This is a genomic window from Streptomyces sp. DSM 116793 (genome assembly GCF_057320905.1).
The window spans coordinates 3,608,494-3,622,679 of sequence record NZ_CM170494.1 but is presented as its reverse complement, the minus strand read 5'-3'; the positions used below and the strand labels follow the sequence as shown (position 1 = coordinate 3,622,679).

The window sequence follows — 14,186 nt, the reverse complement described above, 5'->3', positions numbered from 1 at the left end:
CCGCCGTGGCCGGGCAGGTCGCGGCCTTGTCGTGGCTCGTCCCGCAGTTCCCCGCGCCCCTTTGCGGCCGGGCTGCGTCCCGGCATGTCAAGGGGCGGCCTCGCGTCGAGGGGGACGCACCCTCCGTAGTCGTTCAGGCTGCAAGGGATCTTGCGGCCTGGTTTCACTCGTTCGAGTGGCCCCTCACCGCGAGTGGTCGGGTGGCCGTCGTAGGCCCGGGCCGCCCAGTTCGACGGCGGTGCAGCGCCAACGCTGGTCGCGGCCGAGTTCCAGGCGGAACGCCATGGCGCTCAGGCGGTCGCCCACGCCGATCCGGGCGAAGGCCTCCACGGCACCCTCTCGCGGCACGAAATAGCCGATGTCGTGGACGACGGGGCGGGCCCCGGCGGTGCGCAGGGGCGAGTTCTCGGCCAGCCAGGCCAGGTCGTCGTAGGCCTGGCCCGCGGTGTGCCGCAGCATCCAGTGCACGGGCCGCCGGCCGCTCAGGACGGCGAGCAGGCGGTCGGCGAAGACATCCGTGGGCCGCGCGGGGCCCGGGTACGCCGCGACAGGACCCGGGGGTGCCGGGGGAGGACCCGGGGGTGCCGTGGGAGGGCCCGGGGGTGCCGGGACAGGCCCCGGGGGTGCGGGTGGGCGCACGGTGCGGGTGGTGGTGCGAACCGGTGTGCCGCCCGGGCGGCGGGTGTCGTGGCGGCCCGGCGGCCGGTTGCTGCCGCGGCGGCCCGGGCCGGTGACGGCGCCGGCGGGCCGGGTGGTGGTTCTGGCGCGGCGGTGGGCCGACAGTCTGGACATCACCTTGATCATCAGGTCCATGGGCGTTCCCCCGCTCCGACACGCCGGGTCTACCGGGCAGTAGCTTTTCTTGGGGATCTTGTACGAGGGCCGGGGCGGGTGCCGCAACCGGAGCGGGGCCGGTCTGCCAGGCCGGAGAGATTCACCTATCCGGGGGCTTCAGGAGCGAAGGGCGCACGGAGGGCGCCGGGACCGGGCGGGGTGGTGCGCCGTGTGCGGACGGCGGGTGGCTTCCGGGTGCGGCCCTCCGGGCGGTGGGCCGCCCACGTATCCTGTGGGCCGCTCCGGCAGGCCCCGGCGAGCAGCGTGCGGGCGGATGCCGGCGCCCGGCGCTCCCGGTCCGCGGTGGTCCGCGGCGCGCCCGGTGCCCGGCGTCCGGCGGCGGCGTCCGGCGCCCGGCGCCCGGCGAGCAGTGACCGATGACCGATGACGACGAAAGCGGCCAGCATGCGTGTCTACGTCCCTCTGACCCTCCCCGGCCTGGCAGCGGCGCACAGGACGGGCGAGCTGGGGCCCGGGCCGCTGACCGCCTATGCCGTGACGCCCGCGCTGCGGGAGTGGTACCTCTCCGACGACATCGAGGAACTGGAGTACGCGGCGCTGAACCGGGCCGCGCTCGCCTCTCTGCGCCTGCTGGCCACGCACCCGGGCACGCCCCGGCGGCGGGTGGTGGTCGCCGCGGACGTGCCGGACGGCACGGCCGTGCCGGATCCCGACCGCGGGCTCGACCCCGGCGCGCTGGGGGAGGTGCGGATCGCCTCCCCGGTGCGGATGGACCGGGCCGCGGCGGTGCACGTGGACGGCGACGAGGCCGAGAGCGATGTGGCCGCGGCGGCCGACGCGCTGGGGGCCGCGGACCAGGGGGACGACGACGCGCAGTTCACGGTCGACGGTGCGGAGGACCACGAGCTGCTGTGGTACGCGACCCAGGAGATCCCCAACCTGATCGCGGCGGAGGCGGACTGACGTCCGCGAAGGGCCGACGGTCCCGGGCCGGGGAACGCCGCACCCACGGCCGGCGCGCCCCGCCCCGGCGCGGGGCAGCCCCAGCCACCCGGTCCGGGCGGGGCAACCCCAGCCACCCGGTCCGGGCGGGGCACACCAGCTACCCAGTCCCGCTCGGGGCACACCAGCCCCGGCGGGCGCGGCGTCCCAGCCCGACGCGACGGGCCACACCAGCCCCGGTGCGGCGCGAGTGTGCCCCGGTACCGGGCCCCGGGGCCGGACCCACACCGGGTCCCGGGCCGGCCCGCACCGGGTCCCGGGCCGGCCCGCACCGGGTCCGGACGGGACTGTCAGTGGGGGCGGGTAGCTTGCGGTGCATGGGATCGGATGCAGCGCACATCGTCTGGGATTGGAACGGCACCCTGTTCCACGACATCGACGCGGTGATAGGAGCCACGAACGCCGCGTTCGAGGAGATCGGGCTACCGCCGATCACGCGGGAGACGTACCGCGAGCTGTACTGCGTGCCCGTGCCGAGGTTCTACGAGCGGCTGATAGGGCGGCTGCCCAGTGACGCCGAGTGGCAGATCATGGACGCCGCCTTCCACCGGCACTACGAGCGGCACCGGCTGCGCTGCGGGCTTGCGGAGGGGGCGCAGGCCCTGCTCGCCCGGTGGCAGTCGGCGGGGCACAGCCAGTCGATCCTGAGCCTGTACACGCACGAGGAACTGGTTCCGCTGGTGCGCGGGTTCGGCATCGAGGCGCACTTCGTACGCGTCGACGGGCGCACCGGGCCCTCCGGCGGCACGAAGGCCGAGCAGATGGCGCGGCACCTCGCGGCGCTGGAGGGCGCGGGTGTGGACCCGGCCCGTGCGGTGGTGATCGGCGACGCGCTCGACGACGCGGTCGCCGCTCGGCATGTGGGGGCGCATGCGGTGCTGTACACCGGCGGGTCGCACAGCAGGGCCAGCCTGGAGGCGGAGGCCACGGGGGCGCCCATCGTCGACACCCTCGCCGAGGCGGTCGAGACGGCGGCCCGCCTCGTCTCGTAGCCTCGCTGGCGCTGGCGGTGGCGGTGGCGCCCGAGCCCGGGCCCCGAGCGCGGGCCTGGTAACCACTCTTTCGGCGTGAGGGACCGCCTGCCTCGGGAGGCGCCTTCAGGAGCCGGCCTGCGCCCGAGCGCACCCAGGGGCGCGGGGGAACTACGCGCGCAACCATCCACCGGCCGTCCCCCTGCCTCAGGAGCGTGGGGGCCTTAGGACGCCTTAGGACACAGCCCCGCGCCCCTGCGTGGACCGGGGCGGAGCCCCGAGAGGGGCGCACCGCTACGTTTCGGCCACCCCGGGCCCCGGATGGAGCAACCGGGAACCGTTCCGCTTCCGCCGCGGCGAAGCCGGCCCGGGCGGCCCGGGCACGTGCACAGCGGCCGAACGCACCGCACTTGCGCATAGTGCCAAGTTCCGGGCCGGGTTTGTGTACCGATGGCCGATGGACCTCTTCTGGCGGAGAGAGGGTACGTTGGTGCTGTGATCAGCGCGATATGTCGCGGGGGCGTCGCCCCTGCCCTGCGCCCGGAGAGCACGGAAACGCACCGTCGCCGGGCCCTCGCTGGTCGTCTCGGACGGGGTCCGGCCGCGGAAAACGCCAGAAAAGCCCCGTTCACCTCTCATCGCCGCATAACGTCGAAGTGGAGCGGATATCCCGCGTCGCGGCGTTATATTTCATCACTTTACGTCACGCAACGGGGCGCGACAGGAGCCAGAGGACAATGCAGACCAAGCTGGACGAAGCCAAGGCCGAGTTGCTCGCACGGGCCGCTCGGGTAGCTGAGAACAGCCCGGCGGGGGGGCACCTTCCAACCGGGACGACGGACGGGCCGGGCGCTCCGGACCAGGACGCCGTGCTCGCGTTCCTCCAGCGCTACTACCTGCACACGGCGGCCGAGGACCTCACCTACCGCGACCCGGTCGACGTCTTCGGCGCCGCCTTCTCGCACTACCGATTGGCTGAAAATCGCCCCCAGGGCACGGCGAATGTCCGGGTCCACACGCCCACCGTCGAGGAGAACGGCTGGACATGCAGCCACTCGGTGGTCGAGGTAGTTACGGATGATATGCCCTTTTTGGTGGATTCTGTCACCAATGAGCTGTCCCGTCAGGGGCGTGGCATCCACCTCGTGATCCACCCCCAGGTGGTGGTGCGCCGCGACATCACCGGCAAGCTCCTGGACGTCCTGCCCGCCGAGGCGCCGCAGCCGTCGGGCAAGCCCGATCTGCCGCATGACGCGCTCACGGAGAGCTGGATCCATGTGGAGATCGATCGCGAGACGGACCGCGCCGATCTCAAGCAGATCACCTCCGACCTGCTGCGTGTCCTGTCCGACGCCCGCGAGGCCGTCGAGGACTGGGAGAAGATGCGTGACGCGGCGCTCAGCATCGCCGACGGTCTCGCCACCGAGCCCACCCCGGCCGACCTGCCCGAGGAGGAGATCGAGGAGGCCCGCGAGCTGCTCCGCTGGCTCTCCTCCGACCACTTCACGTTCCTGGGCTACCGCGAGTACGACCTGCGCGGCGACGACGCCCTCGCCGCCGTCCCCGGCACCGGCCTCGGCATCCTGCGCTCCGACCCGAAGCACGACGCCGACGAGGACCACCCCGTCAGCCCGTCCTTCAGCCGGCTGCCCGCCGACGCCCGCGCCAAGGCCCGCGAGCACCGGCTGCTCATCCTGACCAAGGCCAACAGCCGCGCCACCGTGCACCGCCGCTCGTACCTGGACTACGTGGGCGTCAAGAAGTTCGACTCGGACGGCAATGTCGCCGGCGAGCGGCGCTTCCTCGGGCTCTTCTCCTCCGCGGCGTACACCGAGTCCGTCCGCCGGGTGCCGGTGATCCGGCGCAAGGTCCAGGAGGTGCTGCGCGGCGCGGGGTTCTCGCCCAGCAGCCACGACGGCCGCGACCTGCTGCAGATCCTCGAGACATATCCCCGGGACGAGCTCTTCCAGACCCCGGCCGACGAGTTGCAGTCCATCGTCACCAGCGTGCTCTACCTCCAGGAGCGCCGCAGGCTGCGGCTCTACCTCCGCAAGGACGAGTACGGCCGCTACTATTCGGCGCTCGTCTACCTGCCCCGCGACCGGTACACCACCGGCGTCCGGCTGCGCATCGTGGACATCCTCAAGGAGGAGCTGCGCGGCACCAGCGTCGACTTCACCGCCTGGAACACCGAATCGATCCTCTCCCGGCTGCACTTCGTCGTGCGCGTCGCACCGGGCACCGAGCTGCCGCTGCTCAGCGACGCCGACCGGGACCGTATCGAGGCCCGGCTCGTGGAGGCCGCGCGGAGCTGGGACGACGGGTTCAGCGAGGCGCTGAACGCCGAGTGCGGCGAGGAGCGCGCCGCCGAGCTGCTCCGCCGCTACCAGGGCGCGTTCCCGGAGGGCTACAAGGCCGACCACACCCCGCGCGCCGCCGTCGCCGACCTCGTCCACCTGGAGAAGCTGAACGGCGCACGAGGCGCGCGTGAGAAGGGCCGCAAGGGTCCCGGGCAGGACTTCGCGCTCTCCCTCTACGAGCCGGTGGGCGCCGCCCCCGACGAGCGGCGCTTCAAGATCTACCGCACCGGCGGCCAGGTCTCGCTCTCCTCCGTGCTGCCCGTGCTCAGCCGCCTGGGCGTGGAGGTCACCGACGAGCGCCCCTACGAGCTGCGGTGCGCCGACCGTGAGGCCGCGTGGATCTACGACTTCGGCCTGCGGATGCCCAAGCCCACCGGCACCGTCGGCGACTACCTCGGCGATGACGCCCGCGAGCGGTTCCAGGAGGCCTTCGCGGCCGTCTGGACCGGCCAGGCGGAGAACGACGGCTTCAACGCCCTGGTGCTCGGCGCCGGCCTGACCTGGCGGGAGGCGATGGTGCTGCGCGCCTACGCCAAGTACCTGCGCCAGGCGGGCTCCACGTTCAGCCAGGACTACATGGAGGACACCCTCCGCACCAATGTGCACACCACCCGGCTGCTGGTCTCCCTCTTCGAGGCGCGGATGGCGCCGGAGCGGCAGCGCGCCGGGACCGAGCTCATCGACGGCCTGCTGGAGGAGGTGCAGGGCGCCCTGGACCAGGTGGCCAGCCTGGACGAGGACCGGATCCTGCGGTCCTTCCTCACCGTCATCAAGGCGACCCTGCGCACCAACTTCTTCCAGGAGGCCGGTCCTGGGCGGCCGCACGGGTACGTCTCCATGAAGTTCGACCCGCAGGCCATCCCGGACCTGCCGGCGCCCCGCCCGGCGTACGAGATCTGGGTGTACTCCCCGCGGGTCGAGGGCGTGCACCTCAGGTTCGGCAAGGTCGCGCGCGGCGGGCTGCGCTGGTCCGACCGGCGTGAGGACTTCCGCACCGAGATCCTCGGCCTGGTCAAGGCGCAGATGGTGAAGAACACCGTGATCGTGCCGGTCGGCGCCAAGGGCGGCTTCGTCGCCAAGCAGCTGCCCGACCCGTCGGTGGACCGCGAGGCCTGGCTCGCCGAGGGCATCGCCTGCTACCGCACCTTCATCTCCGCGCTCCTGGACATCACCGACAACCTGGTCGCGGGCGACGTGGTGCCCCCCGCGGACGTGGTCCGCCACGACGAGGACGACACCTACCTGGTGGTCGCCGCGGACAAGGGCACCGCCACCTTCTCCGACATCGCCAACGAGGTCGCTCAGGACTACAACTTCTGGCTGGGCGACGCCTTCGCCTCCGGCGGCTCCGCGGGCTACGACCACAAGGGCATGGGCATCACCGCCCGTGGCGCCTGGGAGTCCGTGAAGCGGCACTTCCGGGAGCTGGGCCACGACACCCAGACCGAGGACTTCACCGTCGTCGGCGTCGGCGACATGTCGGGTGACGTCTTCGGCAACGGGATGCTGCTCAGCGAGCACATCCGGCTGATCGCCGCCTTCGACCACCGGCACATCTTCATCGACCCCACGCCGGACGCGGCCACCTCCTACGCGGAGCGGCGCCGTCTCTTCGAGCTGCCCCGCAGCTCCTGGGCCGACTACGACAAGGCGCTGCTGTCCCCCGGCGGCGGGATCTTCCCGCGCACCGCCAAGGCCATCCAGCTGAACGGCCACATCCGCGAGGCCCTGGGCATCGAGGGCAACGTCGCCAAGATGACCCCGGCCGACCTGATGCGCGCCATCCTCAAGGCCCCGGTCGACCTGCTCTGGAACGGCGGCATCGGCACCTACGTCAAGGCGAGCACGGAGTCCCACGCGGACGTCGGCGACAAGGCGAACGACGCGATCCGGGTGGACGGCGCCGACCTGCGCGTCCGCGTCGTCGGCGAGGGCGGCAACCTCGGCCTCACCCAGCTCGGCCGGATCGAGTTCGCCCAGCGCGGCGGCCGGGTCAACACCGACGCGATCGACAACAGCGCCGGCGTGGACACGTCCGACCACGAAGTGAACATCAAGATTCTGCTCAACTCGGTCGTCAGCGACGGCGACCTGACCGTCAAGCAGCGCAACAAACTGCTCGCCGAGATGACCGACGAGGTCGCCTCGCTGGTGCTGCGCAACAACTACGCGCAGAACATCGCACTGGCCAACTCCATCGCCCAGGCGCCCTCGCTGCTCCACGCCCACCAGCGCTTCATGCGCCGCCTGGTGCGGGAAGGCCACCTGGACCGCGCGCTGGAGTTCCTGCCCAACGACCGCCAGATCAAGGAGCGGCTGAACGCCGGCCGCGGCCTGACCCAGCCCGAGATGGCCGTGCTGCTCGCCTACACGAAGATCACCGCGGCCGAGGAGATCATCGGCACCAGCCTCCCCGACGACCCGCACCTGAGGCAGCTCCTGCTCGCCTACTTCCCGCAGGCGGTGCGCGAGCGGTACGCGGAGCAGATCGACGCCCATGCGCTGCGCCGCGAGATCATCACGACCCTGCTGGTCAACGACACCGTGAACACCGGCGGCACCACCTTCCTGCACCGGCTGCGCGAGGAGACCGGGGCCTCGCTGGAGGAGATCGTCCGGGCGCAGCTCACGGCCCGCGAGATCTTCGGCCTCGCCGCCGTCTGGGACGCCGTGGAGGACCTCGACAACGTGGTCTCCGCCGCCGTGCAGACCCGGATCCGGCTGCACTCGCGGCGCCTCGTCGAGCGCGGCACCCGCTGGCTGCTCAACAACCGCCCGCAGCCGCTGCAGCTCACCGAGACGGTCGAGTTCTTCAGCGAGGGCGTCGCCCGGGTCCGTGCCGAGCTGCCGAAGCTGCTGCGCGGCGGCGACGCCGAGTGGTTCCAGTCGCTGCGCGACGAGATGGCCGGCGCGGGGGTCCCCGACGAGCTGGCCGAACGGGTGGCCGGGTTCTCGTCGGCGTTCCCGACGCTGGACATCGTCGCCGTCGCGGACCGGATGGGGAAGGACCCGCTGGAGGTCGCCGAGGTCTACTACGACCTCGCGGACCGGCTGAACATCGCCCGCCTGATGGACCGGGTGATCGAGCTGCCCCGCACCGACCGCTGGCAGTCCATGGCGCGCGCCTCCATCCGAGAGGACCTGTACGCGGCGCACGCGGCGCTCACCGCGGACGTGCTCGCGGTCGGGGACGGGCTCGCTGTCGGGGACGGGCTCGCCACGCCCGAGCAGCGCTTCAAGGCGTGGGAGCAGAAGAACTCCGCGATCCTGGGGCGGGCGCGGGCGACCCTGGAGGAGATCCAGGGGTCGGACTCCTTCGACCTGGCGAATCTGTCGGTGGCCATGCGGACGATGCGGACGTTGCTGCGGACGCACAGCTGAGGGCGCGGCGCCGCTTCGGCGCGCCGGCCCCCGGTTCCGTCGGGGGCGCGCTTCCCTCTGGGAGTGCGCCCCGCCCCCGACGCGCCTGCGCCGGGCCACGGGGCCGAGCCCCTGGGGGTCTTCCGGCCGGCCACCGGCTCGTGGGGGCCAGGGGCGCGTAAGCTCCCCGCGCCCCTGGCGGAGACCGGGGCCGACCGGGCCCGAAGCCCCCGCGGTCCGGGGTCAGTAGTCGATCGACCAGAGGGTGACCCTGCCCACCACCGTCGGCGGCTCGGAGTCGTACTCGGCAGGGGTGACGCTGGTGATCTCGAACATCGCGAGGTTGCCGTCCCGGGTGACCGTGCACAACCGGTCGCCCTCGTTGAGGAGGCTGTTCTTCCGGCCGATGTCGCCGGCGTCGATCTCGCTCGGCAGCGCGTCCGTGCCGGCGCCGGTGACGCAGTCCTGGGGCGTGTCGCCGGCGCTCTTGCCGAATGTGGTGGAGAACTCCCAGTTGCTGTCGAACGACGAGACGCTGAAGTCCGCGATCTTGTCGTCCATCTGTCCCTTCGTGTCCAGCTTCGGCTCGTCGAGGTCGACGTCGGTGGTGTCGTACGCGCCCGGGGTGCGGATGGTGAGGGGCTTGCCCTTGAAGATCACCTTGTAGGTGGCGTCGGCGGGCGGGGTCGACGCCGAGCCCGTGCCGGAGTCGCCCGGCCCACCGCTCAGGCCGGGGCCGGCCGAGCGGTCGCCCCCGGGGGACGCGCTGCCGGGCGCGGGCCCTGCGGTCTGCTTGCCGCCGCCCCGTCCGCCGTGGGCGGCGGTGTCGTCGCCCTTGCCCTTGCCAAGCAGCCAGACGGCCGTACCCGAACCGGCCGCCACCGCGATGACGAGGACGGCGGCGAGCAGAGCGGTACGCCCGCGGCGCCGGCGTCGTCCGGGCGGGTTGCCGGCCGCGGTGCCGGGCCCCTGCGGTGGGCCGGCCGCCGGGCCCGCGGCCGCCGGGCCCGCGGCCGCGGCGCCCGGCCCGCCGGCGCCCGGCCCGCCGGCGCCCGGCCCGCCGGCGCCCGGCCCGCCGGCGCCCGGCCCGCCGGCGCCCGGTGCGGCGGGGCCGGTGCCGAACTGCCGGGTCGCGTCGAACCCGGTGGACGAGAGGGGTGTTGCGGCGTGCGGGTAGCCGTACCCGGGGCCCGCGGCCTCCGCGGGGGGAGTGGGCGCGGCGGGATAGCCGTAGGCGGGGCCCGGGCCCGCGGCGGGCCCGGGCCCGGGCGCGGCGGCGGGCGGCTGGGCGGGTGCCGACGGGGGGACGGGCGGCGCGCCTGCCGGGGGCCGGGGCACCCGCGGTGCCGCCGCGGGCATCTCGGGCGGGCCGGGCGGCAGGGGCGGCGGCGGAGCCGCGGCGGGCGGCGGGGGTGTCCGGGCGGCCTCCTCACGGCGGCCGATCTCCGCGGCGAGCGGCGCCGGCAGCCAGGCGCCGAGGTCGTTCAGGGGCCGGCCGCCGGCCGCCTGACAGAGCGCGGCCAGCTCGTCCGTGCCGATCCGGTCGGCGGGGTCCGCGGTCAGGCAGCGCTCCAGCAGGCCGCGCAGCTCCTGTGGGTACCCGGAGAGGTCCGGAGGGCGGTGGGCGGTGTTGGCGATCTGGGCGGCGACGGTGATGGCGCCGCCGTCGCCGTACGGGTGGCGGCCGGTCGCCGCGACCGCCGCGATCAGGCCCAGCGAGAACACGTCGGTGGCGGGGCCGACCGGCTCGCCCAGGGCGTGCTCGGGCGACATGTACTGGGGCGTGCCTATCAGGCCGCCGCTCTGGGTGAGCTGGGTGGCGTCGGCGGCGCGTGCGATACCGAAGTCGATCACGTAGGGGCCGCTGGGGCCGAGCAGGATGTTGCTCGGCTTGAGGTCACGGTGCACCACACCGGCGGCGTGGATCGCGGTCAGCGCCCGCGCGGCACAGCCCACCAGCTGGAAGACGGCGGGCAGCGGCAGCGGGCCGTGCGCCGCGAGGGCGTCGTGCAGCGGGATGCCGGGGATGAACGTCGAGGCCAGCCAGGGCAGCTCGCCGGTGGTGCCGTGGTCGACGACGGGCACGATGTGGTACCCGTGCACCCGCCGCGCCGCCTGCACCTCCTGCTCGAAACGGCGCCGGAAGTCGGGGTCCTGGCCGTACTCGCGCCGGATCACCTTGAGCGCGACCGGCTGACCGCCGCGGGTGTGCGAGAGGTAGACGGTGCCCATGCCGCCCTCGCCGATCCGCGCCAGCAGCCGGTAGCCGGAGGCCTCGCGCGGGTCCTGCGGGCCGAGGGGACTCAGGATGTCGCCAGTGCTGCCAGAGATGGGAGCCTCCCCCGATGGATGCCGACTCTGTCGCGGAGCGCTCCTTGTGGGGGCGCCCGAAGCATGCAGAGCTTACGACACCTGGGGCGGTGTCAAGGTTCCCTTGTCGTACGGGGTTCGACGCGGTCCGCGCCCCGGGCGCCGGTCGTGGGGCTCCACCCCGGGCGCCCCGGCGGGGGTCTGTGCCCCGGTGCCCCCGAGGGGTACGGGGAACTGCGCGAGGGGTCACGATGTGCCTGTGGCGGAGGAGGACACAGCCCCGCCACGGGGTGGGCCGGGGCGCCGCTCCCGCCGGGCGCGGCTACGGGTCCCTGCGGACCCGGCGGGACCACTCCGAGTCCGGGCCGGACTCGGGGTCCCGCACCGTCAGCGGTGCCGTCGCCGGGAGGGAGCGCACGGTGGGGGCCTCGGCGAAGGCCGTGAGGCCGGTGAGGGCCTGTTCGACGCGGGTGACCTCCGCGGCGACGGGCGCCGGCAGCCAGTCGGTGAAGTCGCTCACGTCCCGGCGTGCCGCCCCCGCGCAGAGTTCGGCGAGCGCCGCCGCGGAGGGCCGGCGGGCGGGCCAGGCGGCGAGGCAGGCCGCGACGATCGCGCGCAGCGGCTCGGGGACGGCGTCCAGGACGGGCGGTTCCCGGTCGGTGCCGGCGATGCGCGCGGCGACCGCGAGGCCGTTGCCGCCGCCGTAGGGGTGCTCGCCGGTGGCCGCCTCCGCGGCGAGCAGGCCGAGCGCGAAGACGTCGGACGCCGGGGTGACCGGGCGGCCCAGGGCATGCTCCGGCGACATGTAGCGCGGGGAGCCCACCAGCCGTCCCTTGGTGGTGAACGTCGTGGCGCCGGTGGCGCGGGCGATGCCGAAGTCCAGCAGCCAGGGGCCCTCGGCGGACAGCAGGAGGTTGCCCGGCTTGACGTCGCGGTGCACGATGCCCGCGGTGTGCACGGCGTGCAGGGCGGTGGCGGCGCCGGCCAGCAACTGGAGCGTGGTGGCCACCGGGAGCGGGCCGTGTGCCTCCAGCGCCACGTCCACGGGGACGCCGGGGACGTAGCGGGTGGCGAGCCAGGGGCGTTCGCCGTCGGCGTTGTGGTCGACGACCGGGATGACGTGGTAGCCGGAGACCCGGCGGGCCGCCGCGACCTCGCGGGTGAAGCGTTCCCGGAACGCGGGATCGGCGGCGTACTCCCTGCGGATCAGCTTGACGGCGATGGGCTGGCCGCCGCGGGTGCGGGAGAGGTAGACGGTGCCCATGCCGCCCTGGCCGATGCGGGCGTGCAGCAAGTAGCCGGCGATCTCTCTGGGATCGTCGATCCTGAGCGGTACGGGTATGGGTGCGGCGCCCATGTGCTGCCCTCCGGTGAGCGGTGCTCAGCGGAGCGTAGCGGCTCTTCCCGCGCGGGGGCACCCGGATGGTACGGAGCACCCCCGGGCGCGCGGTTCCCCGCGCCTCTTGTGGAGCGCGGGGAACCGCCGGGGCCGCTACTTCTTCGTGAACGCCTCGTACTCCTTGAGGACGTCCTCCGTCGGCCCGTCCATGCGGAGCTCCCCCCGCTCCAGCCACAGCACCCGCTCGCAGGTGTCGCGGATGGACTTGTTGTTGTGGCTGACGAGGAAGACCGTGCCGGCCTCGGCGCGGAGTTCGCGGATGCGGGCCTCGGAGCGGCGCTGGAAGGAGTGGTCGCCGGTGGCGAGGGCCTCGTCGATGAGGAGGACGTCGTGGTCCTTGGCCGCGGCGATGGAGAACCGCAGCCGGGCCGCCATGCCGGACGAGTAGGTGCGCATGGGCAGGGTGATGAAGTCGCCCTTCTCGTTGATCCCGGAGAAGTCGACTATCCCCTGGTAGCGCTCCTTGATCTGCGCGCGGGACATGCCCATGGCGAGTCCGCCGAGGTACACGTTCCGCTCGCCGGTGAGGTCGTTCATCAGGGCGGCGTTGACGCCGAGCAGGGAGGGCTGGCCGTTCGTGAAGATCCGGCCGTTCTCCACCGGCAGCAGCCCGGCGACCGCCTTGAGCAGGGTGGACTTCCCGGAGCCGTTGGTGCCGATCAGGCCGATGGCCTCGCCCTTGTAGGCGGTGAACGAGACCTTCCTGACCGCGTGCACGGTCCGCACGCCCGACGCCTTCGCGGCGGCGCCCGGCCGCAGGATCCGGCTGAGCGCGGCGGTCGCGCTGCCCCGGCCGCCCTTGGTGCCGTTGACGCGGTAGACGATGTCGACGTCGTCGACGATCACGGTGGGCACCGGTTCGCCGCTCGGCGCGGCCTCCTGCGGCCCGGTGCCGGTGAGAGCCCTCGTGTCAGCCACGGCCGTACGTCTCCTCCGCCTGCCAGAAGTAGATGAACCCGCCGACCCCGGCGAGCAGGGCCCAGCCCGCGGCCAGTGCCCACACATGGGGCGGCAGCTGACTGGCGTGGAAGCTGTCGATGAGCGAGAAGCGCATCAGGTCGATGTAGACGGCCGCGGGGTTGGCCTGGAGCAGCAGTTTGACGATCGCCGGGATGTCGCGGCCCGCGAGTATCCTGTCGATGCTCCACATCACCCCGGACATGTACATCCAGGTGCGCAGCAGGAACGGCATCAGCTGGGAGAGGTCCGGCGTCTTGCTGCCCAGCCGCGCCATGATCATGGACAGCCCGGCGTTGAAGCCGAACTGGAGCGTGAGCGCGGGTATCGCCAGCAGCCAGGAGAAGGCCGGCGGCACCCCGAAGCAGAGCAGGATCACGACCAGCGCGCACATCGAGAACAGCAGCTGCTGGAGCTGCTGGAGGCAGTACGAGATCGGCAGCGCCGCACGCGGGAAGTGCAGGGCGCGCACCAGGCCGAGGCTGCCGGAGATGGCGCGGGTGCCCGTCTGCACCGACTGCTGGGTGAACGTCCACACGAACACGCCCGTGACCAGGAACGGGACGAAGTCCGGCACGTTCCGCTTGGTGCCCAGCAGGACGCCGAAGATGAAGTAGTAGACCGCGGCGTTCAGCAGCGGGGTCATGATCTGCCAGACCTGGCCGAGCTTGGCCTGGCTGTACTGGGCGGTCAGCTTGGCGGTGGCGAACGCGGTGATGAAGTGCCGCCGCTGCCAGAGCTGGCGCACGTATTCGGGCAGGCCCGGCCGGGCCCCGCTGACCGTGAGGCCGTACCGGGCGGCGAGCTCGGCGGGGGGCAGGGCCGCCTGGGTGGAGGCCGCCGCACCGGAGCCCTGGGGGGTGGGCTCCGCCGGGGAGGACGGCGTGTGGAGTACCTGGCTCACATCCGTTTGCTTTCGCTCGGGGAGGGGTGAACGAGTTCCGGCCCCGTCCACGACGTCGTAACCGATGCGTCGCGACGGTTCCGTATCGTCGCAGCGTCGAGAGTAGAGCGAGTCTCCGTCGGAACGCA

The 14,186-nt window shown here is 73.3% G+C and carries 8 protein-coding genes; 3 read left to right on the top strand and 5 right to left on the bottom strand.

The window, feature by feature from the left end:
• Positions 1-183: 183 nt before the first annotated feature.
• The gene (locus ACSMXW_RS14055; protein WP_485808022.1) at positions 184-804 is read right to left on the bottom strand and encodes an Rv3235 family protein; all 621 of its coding nucleotides are present in this window, start codon (positions 802-804) and stop codon (positions 184-186) included.
• Positions 805-1,239: 435 nt separating this feature from the next.
• On the opposite strand from ACSMXW_RS14055, the gene ACSMXW_RS14050 reads away from it, so the two are divergent.
• The 3 genes from ACSMXW_RS14050 to ACSMXW_RS14040 all read left to right on the top strand — a co-directional run bounded on the left by ACSMXW_RS14050 (position 1,240) and on the right by ACSMXW_RS14040 (position 8,509).
• Entirely contained in the window at positions 1,240-1,758 is a 519-nt protein-coding gene (locus tag ACSMXW_RS14050) for a DUF6912 family protein (protein ID WP_485808021.1), read from the top strand.
• A 356-nt stretch (positions 1,759-2,114) separates the two neighbouring features.
• Positions 2,115-2,789: an HAD family hydrolase gene (locus tag ACSMXW_RS14045; protein ID WP_485806596.1), complete on the top strand. Its 675-nt coding sequence runs from the start codon at positions 2,115-2,117 to the stop codon at positions 2,787-2,789.
• A 716-nt stretch (positions 2,790-3,505) separates the two neighbouring features.
• A complete protein-coding gene (locus ACSMXW_RS14040; RefSeq protein WP_485806595.1) occupies positions 3,506-8,509 on the top strand; it encodes an NAD-glutamate dehydrogenase in 5,004 nt (1,667 codons plus the stop codon).
• A 222-nt stretch (positions 8,510-8,731) separates the two neighbouring features.
• Here the strand turns inward: ACSMXW_RS14040 and ACSMXW_RS14035 are convergent, their stop codons facing one another.
• The 4 genes from ACSMXW_RS14035 to ACSMXW_RS14020 form a co-directional block, all read right to left on the bottom strand.
• Positions 8,732-10,720, bottom strand: a complete 1,989-nt coding sequence (locus tag ACSMXW_RS14035) for a serine/threonine-protein kinase (protein WP_485806593.1) — start codon at positions 10,718-10,720, stop codon at positions 8,732-8,734.
• A gap of 400 nt (positions 10,721-11,120) precedes the next feature.
• Complete coding sequence (locus ACSMXW_RS14030) at positions 11,121-12,155, bottom strand: serine/threonine-protein kinase (protein WP_485806591.1); 1,035 nt, start codon at positions 12,153-12,155, stop codon at positions 11,121-11,123.
• A 135-nt stretch (positions 12,156-12,290) separates the two neighbouring features.
• The gene (locus ACSMXW_RS14025; protein ID WP_485806589.1) at positions 12,291-13,115 is read right to left on the bottom strand and encodes an ABC transporter ATP-binding protein; all 825 of its coding nucleotides are present in this window, start codon (positions 13,113-13,115) and stop codon (positions 12,291-12,293) included.
• Positions 13,108-14,058, bottom strand: a complete 951-nt coding sequence (locus ACSMXW_RS14020) for an ABC transporter permease (RefSeq protein WP_485806588.1) — start codon at positions 14,056-14,058, stop codon at positions 13,108-13,110. Before ACSMXW_RS14020 ends, ACSMXW_RS14025 begins: the two co-directional genes overlap by 8 nt.
• Positions 14,059-14,186 lie beyond the last annotated feature (128 nt).

What these genes read in the sequence shown, in the direction of transcription:
- ACSMXW_RS14055 (WP_485808022.1), bottom strand. Translation starts at nt 804, where the DNA reads ATGATCAAGGTGATGTCCAGACTGTCGGCCCACCGCCGCGCCAGAACC.
- ACSMXW_RS14030 (WP_485806591.1), bottom strand. Translation starts at nt 12,155, where the DNA reads ATGGGCGCCGCACCCATACCCGTACCGCTCAGGATCGACGATCCCAGA.
- ACSMXW_RS14050 (WP_485808021.1), top strand. Translation starts at nt 1,240, where the DNA reads ATGCGTGTCTACGTCCCTCTGACCCTCCCCGGCCTGGCAGCGGCGCAC.
- ACSMXW_RS14045 (WP_485806596.1), top strand. Translation starts at nt 2,115, where the DNA reads ATGGGATCGGATGCAGCGCACATCGTCTGGGATTGGAACGGCACCCTG.
- ACSMXW_RS14040 (WP_485806595.1), top strand. Translation starts at nt 3,506, where the DNA reads ATGCAGACCAAGCTGGACGAAGCCAAGGCCGAGTTGCTCGCACGGGCC.
- ACSMXW_RS14035 (WP_485806593.1), bottom strand. Translation starts at nt 10,720, where the DNA reads ATGGGCACCGTCTACCTCTCGCACACCCGCGGCGGTCAGCCGGTCGCG.